The organism is Aquabacterium olei (assembly GCF_003100395.1).
Classification (GTDB): domain Bacteria; phylum Pseudomonadota; class Gammaproteobacteria; order Burkholderiales; family Burkholderiaceae_C; genus Aquabacterium; species Aquabacterium olei.
Window position 1 is genome coordinate 1,057,707 of the sequence record NZ_CP029210.1, and the last position, 19,825, is coordinate 1,077,531.

Annotated in this window: 14 protein-coding genes; 7 read left to right on the forward strand and 7 right to left on the reverse strand. The window is 68.4% G+C overall.

Annotated features, from left to right (window positions below):
• Positions 1–12: 12 nt before the first annotated feature.
• Genes tgt through queA form a run of 3 tightly spaced genes read right to left on the reverse strand, consistent with a single transcriptional unit; the run spans position 13 to position 4,598 of the window.
• Positions 13–1,152, reverse strand: coding sequence for a tRNA guanosine(34) transglycosylase Tgt (tgt, locus tag DEH84_RS04750; RefSeq protein WP_109035229.1), 1,140 nt, complete (start codon positions 1,150–1,152; stop codon positions 13–15).
• A gap of 14 nt (positions 1,153–1,166) precedes the next feature.
• Positions 1,167–3,527, reverse strand: a complete 2,361-nt coding sequence (locus DEH84_RS04755) for an ATP-binding protein (protein ID WP_109035231.1) — start codon at positions 3,525–3,527, stop codon at positions 1,167–1,169.
• Positions 3,528–3,530: 3 nt separating this feature from the next.
• Positions 3,531–4,598 (reverse strand): tRNA preQ1(34) S-adenosylmethionine ribosyltransferase-isomerase QueA, encoded by a 1,068-nt coding sequence (queA, locus tag DEH84_RS04760; protein ID WP_109035233.1) that lies wholly within the window; start codon positions 4,596–4,598, stop codon positions 3,531–3,533.
• Positions 4,599–4,716: 118 nt separating this feature from the next.
• Here queA and DEH84_RS04765 point away from each other — a divergent pair, with 118 nt between their 5' ends.
• The 3 genes from DEH84_RS04765 (at position 4,717) to DEH84_RS04775 (ending at position 8,122) form a co-directional block, all read left to right on the forward strand.
• On the forward strand, positions 4,717–4,950 hold the full coding sequence (locus DEH84_RS04765; RefSeq protein ID WP_109035235.1) for a hypothetical protein: 234 nt from the start codon (positions 4,717–4,719) through the stop codon (positions 4,948–4,950).
• Positions 4,951–5,100: 150 nt separating this feature from the next.
• Positions 5,101–7,152 carry an ATP-dependent DNA helicase RecG gene (recG, locus tag DEH84_RS04770; protein ID WP_245932686.1) on the forward strand — a complete coding sequence of 684 codons (2,052 nt, stop codon included), beginning with the start codon at positions 5,101–5,103 and terminating at the stop codon, positions 7,150–7,152.
• Between the two features lie 46 nt (positions 7,153–7,198).
• Positions 7,199–8,122 (forward strand): LysR substrate-binding domain-containing protein, encoded by a 924-nt coding sequence (locus DEH84_RS04775; protein ID WP_109035239.1) that lies wholly within the window; start codon positions 7,199–7,201, stop codon positions 8,120–8,122.
• Here DEH84_RS04775 and DEH84_RS04780 read toward each other — a convergent pair.
• A complete protein-coding gene (locus tag DEH84_RS04780) occupies positions 8,080–8,916 on the reverse strand; it encodes a BPSS1780 family membrane protein (protein WP_109035241.1) in 837 nt (278 codons plus the stop codon). The two genes, DEH84_RS04775 and DEH84_RS04780, sit on opposite strands and share 43 nt — an antisense overlap.
• Positions 8,913–9,890 (reverse strand): homoserine kinase, encoded by a 978-nt coding sequence (locus DEH84_RS04785; protein ID WP_109035243.1) that lies wholly within the window; start codon positions 9,888–9,890, stop codon positions 8,913–8,915. Before DEH84_RS04785 ends, DEH84_RS04780 begins: the two co-directional genes overlap by 4 nt.
• A 239-nt stretch (positions 9,891–10,129) precedes the next feature.
• Here DEH84_RS04785 and DEH84_RS04790 point away from each other — a divergent pair, with 239 nt between their 5' ends.
• From DEH84_RS04790 to DEH84_RS04805, 4 genes are all read left to right on the forward strand, one after another.
• Entirely contained in the window at positions 10,130–10,744 is a 615-nt protein-coding gene (locus DEH84_RS04790; protein WP_159098864.1) for a hypothetical protein, read from the forward strand.
• A 22-nt stretch (positions 10,745–10,766) separates the two neighbouring features.
• Positions 10,767–13,622: a DNA polymerase I gene (gene polA, locus DEH84_RS04795; RefSeq protein ID WP_109035247.1), complete on the forward strand. Its 2,856-nt coding sequence runs from the start codon at positions 10,767–10,769 to the stop codon at positions 13,620–13,622.
• Positions 13,623–13,810: 188 nt separating this feature from the next.
• Positions 13,811–15,865: a polyphosphate kinase 1 gene (gene ppk1 / locus DEH84_RS04800; RefSeq protein ID WP_109035249.1), complete on the forward strand. Its 2,055-nt coding sequence runs from the start codon at positions 13,811–13,813 to the stop codon at positions 15,863–15,865.
• A gap of 13 nt (positions 15,866–15,878) precedes the next feature.
• Complete coding sequence (locus DEH84_RS04805) at positions 15,879–16,358, forward strand: SixA phosphatase family protein (protein ID WP_109035251.1); 480 nt, start codon at positions 15,879–15,881, stop codon at positions 16,356–16,358.
• Here DEH84_RS04805 and DEH84_RS04810 read toward each other — a convergent pair.
• A complete protein-coding gene (locus DEH84_RS04810) occupies positions 16,355–18,469 on the reverse strand; it encodes a site-2 protease family protein (protein ID WP_109035253.1) in 2,115 nt (704 codons plus the stop codon). The two genes, DEH84_RS04805 and DEH84_RS04810, sit on opposite strands and share 4 nt — an antisense overlap.
• 3 nt (positions 18,470–18,472) lie before the next feature.
• Positions 18,473–19,795 (reverse strand): efflux RND transporter periplasmic adaptor subunit, encoded by a 1,323-nt coding sequence (locus DEH84_RS04815; RefSeq protein WP_245932687.1) that lies wholly within the window; start codon positions 19,793–19,795, stop codon positions 18,473–18,475.
• Positions 19,796–19,825 lie beyond the last annotated feature (30 nt).

Below are 19,825 nucleotides of genomic sequence, written 5' to 3' on the forward strand. Positions count from 1 at the left end.
CGCCCCTGCCGATCAGACCCCGCGGGCGCGGTCGGCGGCAAACTGCTGCTGGAACGCAGCGAAGCGGCCTTCATCCAGCGCCTGCCGCACTTCCTTCATCAGGTTGAGGTAGTAGTGCAGGTTGTGGATGGTGGTGAGCATCGGGCCGAGCATCTCGCCGCAACGGTCAAGGTGGTGCAGGTAGGCGCGGCTGAAGTTGGCGCAGGTGTAGCAGGTGCAGGTTTCGTCGATCGGGCGCTCGTCGGACTTGTTGCGGGCGTTGCGCAGGCGCAGATCGCCAAAGCGCGTGAACAGATGGCCGTTGCGCGCATTGCGGGTGGGCATCACGCAGTCGAACATGTCGACGCCGGTCGCGACGCCCGCCACCAGATCTTCCGGTGTGCCCACGCCCATCAGGTAGCGTGGCTTGTGGGCCGGCAGCTTGGGTGAGATGTGGTTCATCACGCGCATCATCTCGTCCTTGGGTTCGCCCACGCTCACGCCACCGATGGCATAGCCTGGCAGATCCAGGTCGACCAGGCCGGCGAGCGATTCCTCGCGCAGGTGTTCGAACATGCCGCCCTGCACGATGCCGAACAGCGCGTTCGGGTTCTGCAGGCGCTGGAATTCGGTGATGCAGCGCCTGGCCCAGCGCAGGCTGAGCTCCATGGAGGCACGCGCTTCCTTCTCGGTGGTGATGTGACCGAGTGACTTGTCGCCCTTCCAGTAGGGCGTGCACTCGTCGAACTGCATGACGATGTCCGAGTTCAGGATGGTCTGGATCTGCATGCTGATCTCGGGCGTGAGGAACAGCTTGTCGCCATTGACCGGCGAGGCAAAGCGCACGCCTTCTTCGCTGATCTTGCGCATGTCACCCAGCGACCAGACCTGGAAGCCGCCCGAGTCGGTCAGGATGGGCTTGTGCCAGTTCTCGAACTTATGCAGGCCCCCGAACTGCTGCATGATGTCCAGCCCGGGGCGCATCCACAGGTGGAAGGTGTTGCCCAGGATGATCTGTGCGCCCATTTCCTCCAGCGAGCGCGGCATCACCCCCTTGACGGTGCCATAGGTGCCCACGGGCATGAAGATGGGCGTTTCGACCACGCCGTGGTTGAGGGTCAGGCGGCCGCGGCGGGCGTGGCCCTCTGTTTTCAGCAGTTCAAAGTTCAGCATGGTCTCGTTCGGTGTCAGGCTGCGGCGGCGGTGCCCTGCAGATTGTGCAGGCGCTCCAGCAGGCGCTCGCTGCGGAAGGGTTTGGCGAGCACGTCCTGTCCGGACGCGCTCAGGCGGGCAATCTCGGTGGGGTCGGTGTCGCCGCTGATGATGAGGGTCTTGAGCGAGCGGCCCTGGGCCTGCAGCTGGGCGCTCAGTCTTTGAGCCAGCTGCAGCCCGCTGAGACCCGGCAGGCGGTAATCGGTGATCAGGGTGTCAGGCCAGGCTGCAGGGCCGGCGGCCAGGAGATCGGGCAGGGCGTCGAGCAGCGCTTCACTGTGCGGCCAGCTCTGCGGGTGCGCCCCCCAGCTCGCGAGCATCTCGCCCAATGCGCCGCGCAGCAGCACGTCGTCTTCCACCACCCACACGATCTGGCCCGACAGCGGGCGTTCGAGCACGGGCTGTGGCGCCTGGGCCTGGCGCGGCGCCAGGTTCAGCGGCAACTCGATGGCGAAGCACGAGCCCCGACCGGGCCGCGACTTGAGCGTGATGGCCTCGCCCAGCACCGACGCCGTGCGGCGCACGATGGCCAGGCCCAGGCCGATGCCTCGGCTGCGGTCGCGCGCCGAGTTGCCGACCTGGTAGAACTCTTCGAAGATGCGTTCCTGCTGGTCAGGGGCCACGCCGATGCCGGTGTCCCAGACCTCGATGCGCAGGCGATGTCGACCCCGGCGGCGCGCAGCCACCAGCACCCCGCCTCGCTCGGTGTAGCGGATGGCGTTGGCCACGAGGTTGCGCAGCACGCTGTGCAGCAGCATGGGGTCGGTCAGCACGGTCAGGTGGTCGCGGCCCGCGTGGCGCGGCAGGCGGAAGCGCAGATGCAGGCCCTTGGCATCGGCGGCGCTTTGCTCGTGCACTTTCACCGCCTGGAAGACGTCGTGCAGGCTGACCGCCTGGAAGGCCGGCTTCACCGCGCCGGCGTCCAGCCGCGAGATGTCGAGCAGGCCGACCAGCAGCGATTCCATCGAGCTGACGGCCTCATCGAGCATGTGCGTGAGCTTGCGGGTTTCGGGTGTGGTGGCCTGCTGGCGCAGCAGGCTGGTGAGCAGGCCGATGGCGGCGGTGGGCTGGCGCAGGTCGTGGCTGGCGGCAGCCAGGAACCGGGTCTTGGACTGGTTGGCGGCCTCGAGGGCGCGGGTGCGCTCGGCCACGCGTTCTTCCAGCGTCACGTTCAGGCGCTCGGCCAGCGTCATGGCCTCGACGAACTTGCGCATCAGGGTCAGCGCGAAGCCGAGGAAGATGATGGGCGAGAAGTAGGGCGTCCAGTACAGGTCAGTCACGGCCAGCAGCGGCGTGAGGAACAGGTAGTCATGCCCCATGCTGACCAGCGTGCCCACCGGGCCCAGCGTCATGGCGACCGCCTCAAGCCAGTGTCGCGTCCAGGCGTGTTGAACGATCTTCACCACGATCAGCACGCCGCCCAGCATCATGACGGGGTAGGTGACCATGCGCAGCACGTCGAGGTAGGGCGTGCCCATGGCCATGAGGCCGAGCACCGGCACGCCGAATCCGATGGCCCGCAGGGGCCAGATCAGGCGCTGATAGGGCACGTTGGCATAACACAGGCCGAACATCACGTGGTAGTACGTGGTGATGGCGTGGGTGGCGAAGAACAGCCAGTCGACAAAGGGCGCGGGCCAGCTGACCGTTTCGACCAGGTAGAGCGCGTTGCGGCCGCACATGATGAGCATGAGCCAGCCGAAGTAGCCGAAGATGGCCTCCTTGGGACGGGCGCGCCAGGCCAGCAGGATGAAGAGCGCCATGCCGACCACGCTCATGTTGGCGGTCTGCGGCAACTCGACCGTCAGCATGGCCCAGCGGTCGAACTCATCGCGCATGTTGTCGAGCGGCCCCGCCACGATCGGCGACACGCCCGGCTTGCGGAAGTTGTTCATCCGCACGTCGATCTGGATGTCGTTGTCGCCCCGCAGCAGCACGTTGGCGGGCACTTCGATCAGGTAGGGCAGGGTGCCCATGCTGGTGATCTGCTCGCCCTCCATGTGACGGGTGCCCAGGGGCACGCCGTTGACCGTGACCCGGTGGTTGCCTGGCAGGCGGTCGATGCGCAAGGCCCAGGGCTCTTTCGGGGTGTGGTCGAGCAGCAGCTTGGCCCGGTAACAGGCCACGGCCGGCGGCGTGATCTTCAGTTGTCGCCAGTCATCGGGGAGCGTCACCGGGCGACCTTCGCGGCCTTCCGTGCAGGCGCCGGGTGCCAGGGTTGCGCGGTCGATGGTCTGGGTGCCGGCTGCCGCGGCCTCGGCTGCGCCAGCCATCCTCGGAGCGAGGACCGACAGCAGGGTCAACCACAACAGCAGACGAAGCCAGCGCAGGGCCATGGGTCACCTCTGGATCAGCATGGCGTCGCCATAGCTGAAGAAACGGTAGCGCTGCGCAATGGCATGGGCGTAAAGCGCGCGGATGTGATCGTAGCCGGCCAGCGCGCTCACCAGCATCATCAGCGTGCTTTTGGGCAGGTGGAAATTGGTGATCAGCACGTCCACCACACGGAAGTCGAATCCCGGGGTGATGAAGATGTCGGTGTCGCGCTGGCCGGCCTCGAGGATGTCCTCGGGTGGGGCGCCGCGGGCGGCCGACTCGAGCGCGCGCAGCGTGGTCGTGCCGACTGCCACGATCCGGCCGCCGGCCGCGCGGGTGGCCCGGATGGCTTCGGCCGTGGCCTGCGGCACATCGAACCACTCGCTGTGCATCTTGTGCTCGGCCAGGTTGTCGGTGCGCACCGGCTGGAAGGTGCCGGCGCCGACATGCAACGTCACTTCGGCCGTGCGGATGCCGCGGGCAGCCAGACCGGCGAGCACGCCCTCGTCGAAGTGCAGGGCCGCCGTCGGGGCCGCCACGGCGCCGGGTTCCTTGGCGAACACCGTCTGGTAGCGGCGCACGTCGTCTTCTTCGTCGGCGTGGGTGATGTAGGGCGGCAGCGGCACGTGGCCGTGCTGCTCGAGCAGCGCGAACGGGTCGCCCTCGAAGCGCAGGTGGAACAGGCCGTTGTCCGGGCCACAGCGGCCCAGCACGTCGGCGTCGAAGGCGTCGGCAAAGCGCACGCGGGCGCCCGGCTTGGGCGACTTGCTGGCGCGCATGTGGGCCCAGACCTCGTGGGTGCCGGGCAGCACGCGCTCGATGAGGGCCTCGACGGCTCCCCCGGTGGCCTTGGCGCCGAACAGGCGGGCCTTGATGACGCGGGTGTTGTTGAAGACCAGCAGGTCGCCGGTCTGCAGCAGGTCGGGCAGTTCGCGGAAGACGCGGTCGACCGGTTGGGTGCCGCGGCCATCCAGCAGGCGCGACGCGCTGCGTTCAGGGGCCGGGTGCTGGGCGATCAGGGACTCGGGGAGATCGAAATCGAAATCGGCGAGGGTGTAGGCGCGGTCAGCGGAGGGAGCGAGGGAGGCCATGCTGTTTTGAGGGGCGGACGAGCCCCGTGCCAAAAGGCGTGATTGTCGCTCAAGCGCCCACCCCGGCGTGCGCCGCGTGGCCGACAATCGCCCTCTCCGATTCCCCTGCACACCCGTCATGAAGACCCACGACATCGAACTGCAACGCATCAAGGCCATCCGTCACGACAAGGGACTGATCGAACTGAGCGTGGACGCGCTGGTGCAGCCGCGCCCGGCGAAGGACGAGCGCATCACGAGCACCGTGTCCCTGGCGGTGGACGACGCGCGCACGCTGATCATGCTGCTCAAGCAGCAGGTGGCCGAGCTCGACAAGCTCAATCCGCGCAGCCGTCGGTCCGGGCGCTGTTGATCGGGCACGGCTGCGCGCCCCACAGGCACAATCCGTCTTCCCAGCCTACTCTGCGACCTCACCGTGCCCCGCCAGGCCGCTTCATCCCGCACATCGAACGGCGCCGCGCCCGCGGCCCCTGCCGCAGCCCGCTCTGCGCCGCAGAAGGCGATGGACAAGCTCGGCCTGGTGCGCGACATCGACCTCGCGCTGCACCTGCCGCTGCGCTATGAGGATGAAACGCGGCTGACCCGGCTGTGCGATGCCCGTGATGGCGAGACCGTGCAGGTGGAGGGCACCGTGCGCGAAAGCCGCATCGAGGCCCGCGGGCGGCGTCAGCTCCTCATCCGTCTGGGTGACGGCAGCGGCGAGGTGCTGCTGCGCTTCCTGAACTTCTATGGCTCGCAGCAGAAGAGCTGGGGGCCCGGCGTGCGCCTGCGCGTGCGCGGCGAGCTGCGCCACGGCTTCTTCGGGCGCGAGATGGTGCACCCCACGGTGCGCATCGTGCAGGACGACACCCCGCTGGCCGCCGCGCTCACGCCGGTCTACCCCACGGCCGCCGGCTTGCCTCAGACCTATCTGCGCAAGGCCGTGGCAGCCGGCCTGGCCCGCGCCCCGCTGGACGAGGTGATTCCGGCCGCGCTGCTGCCCCGTACGTGGCCGAGCCTGCGCGAGGCGCTCGACTTCCTGCATCACCCCAGCCCCGAGGTGTCGCTGGCGGCGCTGGAAGACCACAGCCACCCGGCCTGGCAGCGCCTGAAGTTCGAGGAGCTGCTGGCTCAGCAGGTGTCGCAGCTGCGCGCGCGGGCCGAACGCGCCCATCTGCGCGCCCCGTCGTTGCGGGCCAGGCCGCAAGGCCTGCTCGATCGCCTGATGGCGGTGCTGCCTTTTCAGCTCACGGGCGCCCAGCAGCGGGTGGTGGCCGAGATTGCCACCGACCTGTCGCTGGCCCGGCCCATGCACCGGCTGTTGCAGGGCGATGTGGGCTCGGGCAAGACCGTGGTGGCCGCACTGGCCGCCGCCGTGGCGATGGACGCGGGCTGGCAGTGCGCCTTGATGGCGCCCACCGAGATCCTGGCCGAGCAGCACTTCCGCAAGCTGGTGGGCTGGCTGGAGCCGCTGGGCGTGAAGGTGGCCTGGCTGACCGGCAGCCTCAAGCCCAAAATGAAGCGCGAGCAGATGGCCGCCGTGGCATCGGGTGAGGCGCAGTTGGTGGTCGGCACGCATGCGGTCATTCAGGACCAGGTCGAGTTCGCGAAGCTCGGGCTGGCGCTGATCGACGAGCAGCACCGCTTTGGCGTCGCGCAGCGGCTGCAGCTGCGCCGCAAGCTGGAAAGCGCCGAACTCGAGCCGCACCTGCTGATGATGAGCGCCACGCCCATCCCGCGCACACTGGCCATGACCTACCTGGCCGACCTCGAGGTCAGCACCATCGACGAGCTGCCCCCGGGCCGCACGCCCATCGTCACCAAGGTGTTTGCAGACAGCCGCCGCGACGAGGTGATCGAGCGCATCCGTGACGAGGTGGCGCGCGGTCGTCAGGTGTACTGGGTGTGCCCGCTGATCGACGAAACCGAGGCCAGCGACCAGGCCGCCGACGAAGCCGCCGGCCGTGCGTCCGATCGCCGCCCGCCGCTGGATCTGAGCAACGTCACCCAGACCCACCAGGAGCTGGGCGAGACCCTGCAGGGCTTCGGGGTGGGCCTGCTGCACGGCCGCCTGCCGGCCGCCGAGAAGGCGGAGGTCATGGCGCAGTTCGCCGCCAACACGCTGTCCGTGCTGGTGGCCACCACCGTGATCGAAGTGGGCGTGGACGTGCCCAACGCCAGCCTGATGGTGATTGAGCACGCCGAGCGATTCGGGCTGAGCCAGCTGCACCAGCTGCGCGGCCGGGTGGGCCGAGGCGCCGTGGCCAGCGTGTGCGTGCTGCTGTATGGCTCCCCGCTGTCGGATTCGGGCAAGCAGCGCTTGAAGGCCATGGTCGAGACCACCGACGGTTTCGAGATTGCCCGGCGTGACCTGGAAATCCGCGGCCCCGGCGAGTTCATGGGTGCCCGCCAGTCGGGGGCCGCACTGCTGCGCTTTGCCGACCTGCAGGAAGACCAGGCCTTGATTGCCCGGGCGCGCCAGGTGGCCGAAGTGATGCTGCGCGAGCATCCGCAGGCCGCACAGCGCCATGCCGCGCGCTGGCTGGGTGCCAAGTCGGAGTACCTGAAGGCGTGACCCGGACGCCGCATCGCGCCGGGCGGCTTGCCGCACAATCCCGGTCATGACGCTGACTGAACTTCGCTACATTGTTGCCGTGGCGCGCGAACGGCACTTCGGCCGGGCCGCCGAGGCGTGCTTCGTGTCGCAACCGACCCTCTCCGTGGCCGTGAAGAAGCTCGAAGACGAGCTGGACGTGAAGCTGTTCGAACGCGGCAGCGCCGAGATCAGCGTCACGCCACTGGGCGAAGAGATCGTGCGCCAGGCGCAGGCCGTGCTGGAGCAGGCGCAGTCGATCAAGGAAATTGCCAAGCGCGGCAAGGACCCGCTGGCCGGGCCGCTGCGCCTCGGTGTCATCTACACCATCGGCCCCTACCTGCTGCCGGATCTGGTGCGCCAGGCCATTGCCCGCGTGCCCCAGATGCCGCTGATGCTGCAGGAAAACTTCACCGTCAAGCTGCTCGAGATGCTGCGCGCCGGTGAGCTGGATTGCGCCATCCTGGCCGAGCCCTTCCCGGACACCAACCTGGCCACGGCGCCGCTGTACGAAGAGCCTTTCATGGTGGCGGTGCCCCGCAACCACCCGCTGGCCACCCGCGAGCGCATCGACGCCGAGGAACTCAAGCGCGAGACCATGCTGCTGCTGGGCGCCGGGCACTGCTTCCGCGACCACGTGCTCGAGGTCTGCCCCGAGTTCGCCCGGTTTTCCAGCGACGCCGAAGGCATCCGCCGCAGCTTCGAAGGCTCGTCGCTCGAGACCATCAAGCACATGGTGGCCGCCGGCATGGGCGTCACGGTCGTGCCGAGGCTGTCAGTGCCGGTCGAGCCGCATCCACACCTCGTCTACATCCCGTTCGAAGAGCCGGCGCCCACGCGCAGGGTGGTGCTGGTGTGGCGCCGCAGCTTCACGCGCTACGAGGCCATTGCGGCCCTGCGCAACGCGATTTACGCCTGCCCGCTCGACGGCGTGTCGCGGCTCACATCCTGACCGGGCAATGACCCATCGGGCGGGGTGCCCGGTGCGTCAAAGCAGTCGACCACCGTGAAGTACAGCGAGGCGTAGAACGCCGCCGCCACCCACAGGCCGGTGGCCACGGCCAGCACGTTGACGACGGCAGGCACGGGCACCACCATCGCAATCACGCTGTCGATCAGCCCCACGAGAACGATCAGCACGGCCCACGCCGCCCCGTACACGACAAAGGCGCCGAGGTTGCGCCAGCAGGCGATCCAGCTGAAGAACAGCGCCTTGGCCAGCGGCTGCCTGGCCCACAGGATGAGAGCCGGTGTGTGCCAGAACAGCAGCGACACCGGCAATGTGAGCGCCATGCGCCACAGCAGGTCCTGCTGGACCAGCGGATTTGCCAGGATCTCGCCGGCATCCTGCGCGGTTTCAAAGGCCTCGGCCAGCACGTCGGCGCCCGGGCCGAACACATGGGCCAGCTGCATCACCACCAGCGTGGCCGCGACGTAGGCACCCCCCAGGCGCGCAAAGGCCTTGCGCATCTCCGGCTGCGTGCGCACCGCCTCGATCAGCACGGAGGGCGGGATCTTCTCGCTGGCCAGTGCGTGGCGCGAGGCCAGCATGAAGCCCATCCACACCATCGGCATGGCCGCCAGCAGCAGCAGCGGGCCGATCACGGGCAGGCTCATCAGCAGCAGTGCCACGCTGGCCACCAGGCCCAGCAGGCCCACGAAGTTCAGCGGCTGCCGCTTGCCGAGCAGCAGGCCCTGTCGGACCCACACCAGGCCCTGTGCCGGTTTGACGAGGCGCAGCTTCATGCCTGGGGTACTCCATCAGGGCGCTGCCATGCCCAGGGCTGGTTGCGGCGCAGGGTCAGCACGCGCTCGAAATGGGAGGGGTCATGCGGCTGCAGCATCGCCGCATCGCGGGGCAGGTGGAAATCCCACAGACGCGAGGTCCAGAAGCGCAGCGCGGCGCCGCGCAGCAGCGCCGGCAACAGGGCCTGCTCCTCGTGAGTCAGCGGGCGCACGGCGTCGTAGGCGGCGACGAACGCGGCAGCGCGGGCTTCGTCCAGCGCCCCCGTGGCCAGGTCGATGCACCAGTCATTCAGGCACACCGCGATGTCGAAGCCGAAGGTGTCGACACCGGCAAAGTAGAAGTCGAAGAAGCCCGACAGGGTGGGGCCGTCGAACATCACGTTGTCGCGGAACAGGTCGGCGTGCACGGGGCCACGGGGCAGGCCGGCGTAGGCGGGGGTGGCCGCCAGCGCCTGCTGGAAGGCCAGTTCGTCGATGATCATCGCGGCCTGCTCGGCCGACAGGAAGGGCAACACGACGGGCACGGTCTCTGTCCACCACGGCAGGCCGCGGAGGTTGGGCTGCTGCAGCGGGTAGTCGGCCCCGGCCAGGTGCATGCGGGCCAGCATGGCGCCCACCTGTGCGCAGTCCGCCACTTGAGGGCTGAGCTGGTTGCGCCCCTTCAGGCGCGTCACCACTGCGGCTGGCTTGCCCTTGAGCGTGTGCAGGATCTCGCCCTGCGCATCGGCCTGCGGGGCCGGCACCGGGATGCCGCGGGCCGCCAGGTGGTGCATCAGCTTCAGGTAGAACGGCAGCTGCGCGAAGCTGAGGCGCTCGAACAGGGTCAGCACATAGTCACCGCGGTCGGTGCTGACGAAGTAGTTGGTGTTCTCGATGCCCGATGCGCAACCCTGCATGGATTGCAGCGTGCCCAGATTCAGGGTGGAGAGCAGGTCCGCCGCTTCCTGCGGGGACACTTCGGTGAAGACGGCCATGAGACGAGTCGGACAGCGGTGAAAAAGGGGGCCTCGCCCACGCGCGTGACACCCGGGGAACACTTCCCGACCAAATCGGCTGGAAGCCCCGAAAGTTTGCGCGTTTACCCGGGGGGTGACGGGGAAGTCGAGCACGGGATTGTAGGAGGCCCTATGGCAGACTCGTTCTCACTGTGTTGATGCCCGTGTCGGTCGCGTGCGTCATTCGACCCTCTCACCTCTTGCAACCCGTCCAAACCATGCGTCATCCTGCCGTTGCACGTCTGCTGTCCAAGAACCTTGTGTTGCCCGTGGCCCTGTCGTTGCTGGGCCTGTCGGCCACGGCACAGACCATGGCGCCGGCCTCGTCGCCCATGGGCATCTATGGCGGTGGCGCCTTCGGCATCGGCGCCCATCAGTGGGACTGCGGCTCCGAGTGCAACCGCGCGGCCTTCAGCGGCAAGGTTTTCGGTGGCAAGCGCCTGACGCCGGGCCTGGCGGCCGAGATCAATTACTTCGTGTTCGGCACGGTCGACAGCGACAACGACCCGGCCCGCACCGCCGCCACCGGGGTGGCCACCGAGCGACGCGACGTGCGCGCCGTGACCTTCGGCGTCAACTGGGAGGTCGAGCTGCTGCACGGCATCACCAACCACCTGCGTGTGGGTGTGGCGCGCAAGCGCACCGACCGTGAGGTCACGCTGGCCAGCGGGGCCCGCGCCGACGAGCGCGGCTACGGCACGGCGCCGTATGTGGGCGCGGCCCTGTCCTACCAGCCGGTGCGCGACGTGCGCCTGATCGCCGGCTTCGACTACATCATCGACGGCCGCGGCAGCAACTATCTGTTCTCGGTCGGCGCTTCGGGCGAGTTCTGACGCCAGGCGGCACAATTCGGGGATGAACGCACCGACGGTCTCTCCTGACGCCCCCCAGCCTCCCGCGCAGTCCACGCAGCCCACGATGCTGCTGGTCGACGGCTCCAGCTACCTCTACCGCGCCTTCCATGCCATGCCCGACCTGCGCGGGCCGGACAATGTGCCCACCGGGGCCATCCACGGCATGGTCAACATGCTGCGCTGGTTGCGCGATCACATCCCGGCCGAGCACGCCGTGTGTGTGTTCGACGCCAAGGGCCCGACCTTCCGCGACGCGTGGTACCCCGAGTACAAGGCCCACCGGCCCTCGATGCCGGACGATCTGCGTGCCCAGGTCGAACCGATTCATGAGGTCGTGAAGCTGCTGGGCTGGCCCGTGCTCGAGGTGCCCGGCATCGAGGCCGACGACGCCATCGGCACCCTGGCCCGCGTGGCGGTGGAGTCGGGCCACAAGGTCGTCGTCTCCACCGGCGACAAGGACCTGGCCCAGCTCGTGAACCCCTGCGTCTCGCTCATCAACACCATGGCCAAGCCGCCCGAGGTGCTCGATGAGCCCGGTGTGCTGGCCAAGTTCGGTGTGCCGCCCGACCGCATCATCGACTACCTCACCCTGATCGGCGACGCGGTGGACAACGTGCCGGGCGTCGAGAAGGTCGGCCCCAAGACGGCGGTGAAGTGGCTGGCCGAGCATGGCACGCTGGAGGCCATCATGGCGGCCGCCGACAGCATCAAGGGCGTGGCCGGCGAGAACCTGCGCAAGGCGCTCGACTGGCTGCCCCAGGGGCGCCGGCTGATCACCGTCAAGCTCGATTGCGACCTGACCGGCCACGTGCCAGAGTGGCCCGGCCTGGACGCTCTGGCTTTCCGGAACCCGGACCTGCATGGTCTGCTGGACTTCTACGGGCGTTTCGGTTTCCGAACGGCCAAGGCCGAGTTGGAGCGCCAACTGCGCAGCGGGGCGGGCGCCAGCGCACCCGCTGCATCCCGCGCGCCGTCGGCCACGGGCGACCTGTTCGGTGACGCGACCGTGGCAGAGGCCAGCGAGGCGCCCGCCGCGCCGCCATCCGCGCTGGAGACCCGGTACGACACCGTGCTGGATTGGCCCGCCTTCGACGCCTGGCTGGCGCGCCTGAATGCCGCCGAACTGGTGGCCTTCGACACCGAGACCGACTCGCTCGACCCGATGCAGGCTCGCATCGTGGGCCTGTCGTTCAGCGACAAGGTGGGCGAGGCCTGCTACATCCCGCTGCGCCATGAGGGCCCGGATGCCCCGGTGCAGTTGCCCTTGGACGAAGTGCTGGCCCGCTTGCGCCCGTGGCTCGAAGATCCCAACCGGCCCAAGGTCGGCCAGAACATCAAGTACGACACCCACGTGCTGGCCAACCATGGCATTGCCGTGCAGGGCTATGCGCACGACACCATGCTGGAGAGCTATGTGCTCCAGGCGCACCGCAAGCACAACCTGGGCGAGCTGGCCCAGCGGTATGTGCAACGCAGCGGCCTCAGCTACGAAGACGTGGCCGGCAAGGGCGCCCAGCAGATCCCGTTTGCGCAGGTGGCCGTCGAGCGGGCCGCGCAGTATTCGTGCGAAGACAGCGACCTGACGCTGCACGTGCACCAGGCCATGTGGCCCAGCCTGCAGGCGGAACCCGGGCTGCTGGACATCTATCAGCGCTTCGAGCTGCCGGCCTCACGCGTGCTGCAGCGCATCGAGCGCAATGGGGTTCTGATCGACACGGCCTTGCTGAACAAGCAGAGCCATGAACTGGCCCAGCGCATCGTGGCACTGGAACAGGCCGCTTACGAGCTGGCAGGGCAGCCCTTCAATCTGGGCTCACCCAAGCAACTCGGCGAGATCCTCTTCGTGAAGCAGGGCCTGCCCGTGGTCAAGAAGACCGCCACGGGGGCGCCGTCCACCAACGAGGAAGTGCTCGAGAAGCTGGCCGAGGACTACCCGCTGCCCGCGCGCATCCTCGAATACCGCGGCCTGGCCAAGCTCAAGTCGACCTACACCGACAAGCTGCCGCAGATGGTGAACCCGCAGACCGGGCGCGTGCACACCAACTACGCACAGGCCGTGGCGGTCACGGGGCGGCTGTCGAGCAACGAGCCGAACCTGCAGAACATCCCTGTGCGGACGGCCGAGGGGCGTCGCATCCGCGAGGCCTTCATCGCGCCGCCGGGGCATGTCATCGTCAGCGCCGACTACTCGCAGATCGAGTTGCGCATCATGGCCCACATCTCGCAGGACGAGAACCTGCTGAAGGCCTTTGCCGAGGGCATGGATGTGCACCGGGCGACGGCGGCCGAGATCTTCGGCGTGGCGCCGGACGCGGTCAGCAGCGAGCAGCGCCGCTATGCCAAGGTGATCAACTTCGGCCTGATCTACGGCATGAGCGCCTTTGGTCTGGCGTCCAACCTCGGCATCGAGCGCAGCGCGGCCACCGCCTACATCGAGCGCTACTTCCTGCGCTATCCGGGCGTCAAACGTTACATGGACGACACGCGCCTGCAAGCCAAGGACAAGGGTTATGTGGAGACCGTGTTCGGCCGCCGCCTGTGGTTGCCCGAAATCCACAGCGGCAACGGCCCGCTGCGTGCGGCGGCCGAGCGCGCGGCCATCAACGCGCCGATGCAGGGCACGGCGGCCGACCTGATCAAGCTCGCCATGGTGGCCGTGCAGGACCGGCTCGACGCCGAGGGCAAGGGCACGCTGATGATCATGCAGGTGCACGACGAACTGGTCTTCCAGGTGCCCGAAGCCGAACTCGATTGGGTGCGACGCGAGGTGCCCGCGATGATGGCCGGTGTGGGGGCCTTGCGGGTGCCGCTGCTGGCCGAGGTGGGGGCTGGCCCCAACTGGGAAGCCGCTCACTGACAGGCGCGCCGGCCGGCATGGCTCAAAGCCTGAGCCAGTCGGCCGCTCACCCCCACTGGGGTGATCCGGTCGATTTGCCTGCACGTGTCACGGAACTGTCATCATCCTGTCGGGATCTCGGTTCTAAGATGGAGCGGCCGCGTTTTTGACGCGGAAAGTCATCTCAGAAAAACAGAAGGTCTTCACAGGTGTCAGGTAGCCCGCGTTTGAAGTTGTTGAGCCGCGAACAGGCGATTCTGGAGTTCAACCGTCGTGTGCTGGCGCAAGCCGAGCGCGACGACGTGCCGCTGCTGGAGCGCCTGCGCTACGTCTGCATTGTCTCGGCCAACCTCGACGAGTTCTTCGAGGTGCGCTATGCGGACGTGCTGGAGGCCTCGCGTACGCCGGGCACCGGCATCGACCGCGAGTACCTGCACGACCTGGCCAAGGCGTCGCACGAACTGGTGGAAGACCAGTACCACCTGTTCAACCACGTGCTCGGCCCGCTGCTGCGGCAGGCCGACGTCTACATACTGAACCACGCTGACCGCAATGCGCCCCAGCGCGAGTGGGTGGCCGAATTCTTCCGGCGCCAGGTGCGGCCGCTGCTGGTGCCCATCGGGCTGGATCCGGCGCATCCGTTTCCGCAGGTCGCCAACAAGTCGCTGAACTTCATCGTGCGCCTCGGCGGGCGTGACGTGTTCGGCCGCGACAACGACATTGCCATCGTGCGCATCCCGCGGGTGCTGCCGCGCGTGATCCGCCTGCCCGATGCGGTCTCCGACGGCAAGCAGTGTTTCGTGCTGCTGTCCAGCGTGATCCGCGCGCACCTGGAGGAGCTGTTCCCGGGGCGCGAGATCGAGGCCTTCTCTCAGTTCCGCGTGACCCGGGATTCGGACATCGACGTCGACGAAGACGACATGACGGACCTGCGCCAGGCGTTGCGCTCGAAGATGAGCACCCGCCAGTTCGGACAGGCGATCCGCCTGGAGGTGGTGCGCAGCTGTCCGCGCGACCTGTCCGATTTCCTGCTCGAGCAGTTCGGCCTGACCGAACAGGCGCTGTTCCAGGTCAATGGCCCGGTCAACCTCGTGCGCCTCACGCAGCTGATCGACCAGGTCGATGGCGATGCCCTGCGCTTCTTCCCGCACGAAGCGGGCTGGCCCGAAGGGCTGCCCCGCGAGGAGGGCATGTTCGACCACCTGCGCCACCATGACGTGATGCTGCATCACCCCTTCGAGTCCTTCGATGCGGTGGTCGAGTTCCTGCGCCAGGCGGTGCACGACCCGGACGTGCTGGCGATCAAGCAGACCATCTACCGCACCGGCAGTGAGTCGGTGTTGATGGAGTTGCTGCTTGAGGCGCTGCGCCGCGGCAAGGAAGTGCTGGCCGTGGTGGAACTGAAGGCCCGATTCGACGAGGAAGCCAACATCAACTGGGCCGAACGGCTGGAAGCGCTGGGCGCGCAGGTGGTGTACGGCATCGTGGGCCTCAAGACCCACGGCAAGATGATGCTCGTGACGCGGCGCGAAGGGGCACGGCTGCGACGCTATGCGCACCTGTCCACGGGCAACTACAACCCGAAGACAGCCAAGCTCTACACCGACGTCGGCTACCTCACCAGCAATGTGGAGCTCACGGCCGATGTGGACATGGTATTCCAGCAACTGGCCAGCCTGACCCAGCTCAAGCCTCCACGCCATCTGCTGCTCGCGCCGTTTGCGATGCAGACCCAGTTCCTGCGCCTGATCGAGCGGGTGACGGAGGCGGCCCGTGCCGGCCGGCCGGCGCGCATCGTCGTCAAGGCCAATTCGTTGACGGACGAACCCCTGGTGTATGCGCTGGTGGCCGCCGCACAGGCCGGTGCCGAGATCGATCTCATCGTGCGCGGGGCCTGCATCCTGCCGCCCGGCGTGCCCGGCTTCACCGAACGCATTCGTGTGCGCTCGGTGGTGGGACGCTTGCTGGAGCACACGCGCGTCATGTACTTCCGCTGGGGCCAATCGGAGTTCGACGAGGCGGTCTACCTGTCGAGTGCCGACTGGATGAACCGCAACATGACCCGACGGATCGAGGTGGCCTGGCCTGTGCGCGACACGGCCTTGCGCCAGCGCGTGATCGACGAATGCCTGGTGCCGTATCTGCACGATGCCCGCGATGCATGGGTGCAGAGCAGCGATGGCCGCTACACCCGGGCCGGAACGAAAGGCCACAGCGCGCAGCGGGCGCTGATGGACCGCTACCGTGACCGGGCCCTCACCTGAAGGAGCCCATCCCATGGACCTCATCCTCTGGCGCCATGCCCAGGCCATCACCTTGCCGACGGCGGAAGAGGGCGGGGCACAGCACGATCTGGCAGCCGACCTGGCCCGGCCGCTGACGCCCAAGGGGGAGCGCCAGGCCGAGCGCATGGCCGCCTGGCTGAACCAGCGGCTGAGTGCCGGTGCACGGGTGTTGGTGAGCCCGGCCGTGCGCACCCAGCAGACGGCCCGTGCGCTGGGGCGCGACTTTCGCACCGTGCCGTCACTCGACCCCCGAGCGACCGTCGATGACCTTCTGGCGGCCGCGCGATGGCCCCAGTCGCGCGACCCGGTGCTGATCGTGGGCCACCAGCCGGTGCTGGGCTTGCTGGCGGCGCGCCTGTTGGCTGGGCAGGACCAACCCTGGTCGTTGCGCAAGGGCGCCGTGTGGTGGCTGCGCGGGCGCGAGCGCGACGGCACGCTTCAGGTCACCCTGCTGGCCGTGGAGTCTCCTTAGAAGCCCCATTCCCGGATGAGGACAGACAGCGCCTGGCGCACATAGCGCCCCAGGGGCGCTTCCCAGCTGCCGTGGATGGTGAGCTCGCCACGCCATGCGTGCTGGGCCAGCTCGCTGGCCTGCATGTCCTGCGCAGACACGCTGAGGACGACGCGGTAGACCGCGCGCTCCGGGATGAAGCGGCCTTCTTTTTCGCGGGTCAGCAGGTGGCCGCCGAGGGGCGCGACCAGTTCCGGGCGGGGCAGGACACGGGTGGCATCGGCTTCGACCTGGGTGACCCGTGCGGAAACGGCGGACAGGGGCGCATGGGGCAGCAGGAACCGGGCGGTGTCGCCTACCTGCACGCGTTGCACGGCTTCTTCGTCCAGCCAGGTTTCCACCAGCCAGGCACTGCCCTGACGCACCAGCAGCCCGATCTTGTCCTTGCGGGTGACCCACTGGCCGGTGTGCAGGTCGGGGTCCAGGCGGTAGAAGGTGCCGGCGTAGGGTGCGCGGGGGGCGAGTTGCGCGGCTTCGGTGTCGAGCGCCACCAGCTCGGCCTGGGCGCCGGCCAGCCGTTCTTCGTTCACCAGCCACTGGCGACGCGTGTCGGCGTCGAAGGCCGAGGCCGAGGCTTGCCAGCGCCATCCTTCCAGCCGGGCCAGTGCAGCTTGCCGGCGCATGGCCAGGTCGGGCACTTGCAGGCGCAGCAGGGGCTGCTGGGCTGCCACGCGGGCGCCGTCCGCCACGGGCATGGCTTCGATGCGGGCGCCCGCCGGGGCGAAGACCGGCCAGCTGTCCACCGGGCGCAGCACCGCACTGGCGCCGATCAGGCCCGGCCACGGCAGCAGGCCGAGCGCGATCACGCCACCGACGATGCCCAGGGTGAACCTGCTACGGCGACGCTGGCGGATGAGCGGCCAGCGCTGTTGCCAGGCTTGCACTTCGCGGTAGAGCGGCAGCAGGACGAACCAGAGGATTTCGACGGCAAACAGCAGGATGCCGAGCAGCTTGATGGCGACGTGGTACACCAGCACGGCGATGCCGAGGAAGAGCACCAGGCGGTAGACCCATGTGAGCCAGGCGAAGGCGATGAGGGCGCGCTCGCGGACCGGGGCAAAGTGCTCCGGCGGGTCTTCTTGCAAGTCAAAGAGCCATTCGCGCAGGCGCCAGCGGGCCAGCGCAAAGCTGCGCTCGTGCAGGTTGGGCAGGTCGAGCGCGTCGGACAGGATGAAGTAGCCGTCAAAGCGCATGAAGGGGCTGGCGTTGATGGCCACGGTGGCCACCCACGAGGTGGTGGCCAGCACGAAGGCCGCAGAGCGCAGGCTGCCATCGGGCAGCAGCGCCCAGGCGAGGGTGGCCCAGACGGCGATCATCAGTTCGGTGGCAATGCCGGCCGCGGCCACCCGGAGGCGAGCCAGACGGTCGGTGAGGCGCCACGTCTCGTTGGTGTCGGTGTACGCCACGGGCCACATCACCAGAAACGCCACGCCCATGGTGGGCACGCGGCAACCCAGGCGCTTGGCGGTGAAGGCGTGCCCCAGTTCGTGCAGAAACTTCACACCGATCAGCGCCACACCGTAGGCAGCCAGGCCGGACCAGTTGAATGTGTCGACCAGGGAAGCGCTGAAGATGTCCCACTGGCGCACCACCTGATACAGACCGAGAGCGCCTGCGGCGGCGCTGAGGCCGAGGAAGGTGCGCGAGGTGAACCAGGCCGCCACGCCTTGCCAGCGCCCGAGCCACGCATCGGGGTGCCACAGGGGGACGCGGAAGAACAGGTAGTGGTGCAGCAGCCAGTTCCACCAGGTGCCTTGGCGGGCCTGCCAGAGCTGGGCCATCTGACGTGCCTGGTCGGCCGAGACACGGCGGGTGAGCTGGTTCTGCGAGATGAACTGGATGACGGCGGTGACATCGTCGGCGTGCATCGGCAGCGTGGTGCGGGCGCTGATGTCGGCCGCGACCGCGCCGGCGTCGCCCTGACCCCAGCGTTGCAGCACCTCGAAGGTGGGCCAGTCGATGCGGAAGAACTGGTTGCGCACCGGGTCGTGCAGGGTCCAGCTCGGTTGGCCGTCCGGCAGGGTCGGGCCTGGCAGCAGGTCCAGCTCTTCGCGCAGTTCAGGCCAGGACATGGCTCAGATCCCGAACGTGGTGCGCAGGGCGGCCAGGGGGCGACGCAGCACCCAGTAGCCCAGCGGTGTCCAGCCAGCACTGAGCTTGGCCGAGCCTTTGAGGCCCACGCGGTGGTCGGTGGGGGCGCTCAGGGTGGCGCGCACGCGGTAGGCGTACTGGCCGTCGGGGCGGGCGACGGCGTCGTGGGCCATGTAGCGCACGGTGGCCTGGACGGGTGACAGCGGGCTGGCATGAAGGTAGAGCTTGACACGGGTGCCTGCAGGCAAGGGCACGGCGTCGGCCAGGGGCACCCAGGCTTCGACCTCGGCGTCGCGCGGGGCGGCGATCCGCAGGATGCGCTCGCCCACGCTGACCGGGCGGCCGATCCACTCCGACGGGTCGTCCATGAGCACGACGCCCTCGCGCGGCGCCAGCACGCGGGCGCGGGTGAGCTGTTCCGCGAGGTACTCGACTTCGGCGCGCTTTTCCTCGATCTTGCCGGTCAGCAAGGCCAGTTGGGTCTTGGAGCGGGCGTCGATGAGGGCTTGCTGCGAGGTCTGGCGGTATTCGGTCTCGGCGGTGCTGAGGGCCTGGGTGGCCACGTCAAGGCGGCTGCGGATCAGGGCTTCGTCAAAGCCGAACAGCGGTGTGCCTGTGGTGACGCGCTGGTTGGGCTGGACGTGGAAGGTGTCGATGACGCCTTCCAGCGGGGCGCGGATCACGACCGGTTGCGACGGGACCAGTTCGCCTGGGGCCAGCACGGAGAGTTGCACAGGGCAGAGCAACACGGCGATGAGGCCAGCGAGTACGCGCACGCGGGTTTGCTGCCACCAGCGGCGACCGGGCTGTGTCTGCCAGAGTTGGCGCATCCGCTGCCCGGTGCGACGCCAGCCGGTGGCACGCGGGTGCACGAGGGCGTGCCAGGCGTGGGCCCAGGTGGCAGCCCAGTCCTGCCAGAGCCATTGTTCGTGGACGGTCCATGGGTCGTCACGCAGCAGCACGACGGCGCCCTGCGGCAGGCGCACCCACAGGGCATAGGGGGGCCACCATTCGCGCCAGGCGGCGGCGAGGGCGTCGGGCAGGTCTGCCGCGCGCACGACCTGAAGCGGGATGCCGTCAGGCTGCTGGCTGAGGTGCTGGCAGACCTGGTTCACCCATTGCACATAGGGGGCGTTGGCCTCAATCTGGACCACGCCCGAAAGCGTGTGCACGCCGTGGTCATCCAGCCAGAGCACCGCCTGCCGGTAAGGGGTCAGCATGTGGCTGACGTTGACCAGCAGGAAGGCCAGCTCTTGCGCGGTGGTGGCGGCCCGCGCCTGCTGACCCAGGGCCAGCAAGGCGTTCACGTCATCCGGGGTGGCGGTGTCTTTCAGGGC

Bases quoted from the DNA above. Each gene is read 5' to 3' on its own strand.
- DEH84_RS04790 (WP_159098864.1), top strand. From the start codon at position 10,130: ATGCGTCATCCTGCCGTTGCACGTCTGCTGTCCAAGAACCTTGTGTTG.
- DEH84_RS04785 (WP_109035243.1), bottom strand. From the start codon at position 9,890: ATGGCCGTCTTCACCGAAGTGTCCCCGCAGGAAGCGGCGGACCTGCTC.
- DEH84_RS04755 (WP_109035231.1), bottom strand. From the start codon at position 3,527: ATGGCCCTGCGCTGGCTTCGTCTGCTGTTGTGGTTGACCCTGCTGTCG.
- DEH84_RS04765 (WP_109035235.1), top strand. From the start codon at position 4,717: ATGAAGACCCACGACATCGAACTGCAACGCATCAAGGCCATCCGTCAC.
- DEH84_RS04810 (WP_109035253.1), bottom strand. From the start codon at position 18,469: ATGTCCTGGCCTGAACTGCGCGAAGAGCTGGACCTGCTGCCAGGCCCG.
- DEH84_RS04780 (WP_109035241.1), bottom strand. From the start codon at position 8,916: ATGAAGCTGCGCCTCGTCAAACCGGCACAGGGCCTGGTGTGGGTCCGA.
- recG (WP_245932686.1), top strand. From the start codon at position 5,101: ATGGACAAGCTCGGCCTGGTGCGCGACATCGACCTCGCGCTGCACCTG.
- DEH84_RS04805 (WP_109035251.1), top strand. From the start codon at position 15,879: ATGGACCTCATCCTCTGGCGCCATGCCCAGGCCATCACCTTGCCGACG.
- tgt (WP_109035229.1), bottom strand. From the start codon at position 1,152: ATGCTGAACTTTGAACTGCTGAAAACAGAGGGCCACGCCCGCCGCGGC.
- DEH84_RS04775 (WP_109035239.1), top strand. From the start codon at position 7,199: ATGACGCTGACTGAACTTCGCTACATTGTTGCCGTGGCGCGCGAACGG.
- queA (WP_109035233.1), bottom strand. From the start codon at position 4,598: ATGGCCTCCCTCGCTCCCTCCGCTGACCGCGCCTACACCCTCGCCGAT.
- polA (WP_109035247.1), top strand. From the start codon at position 10,767: ATGAACGCACCGACGGTCTCTCCTGACGCCCCCCAGCCTCCCGCGCAG.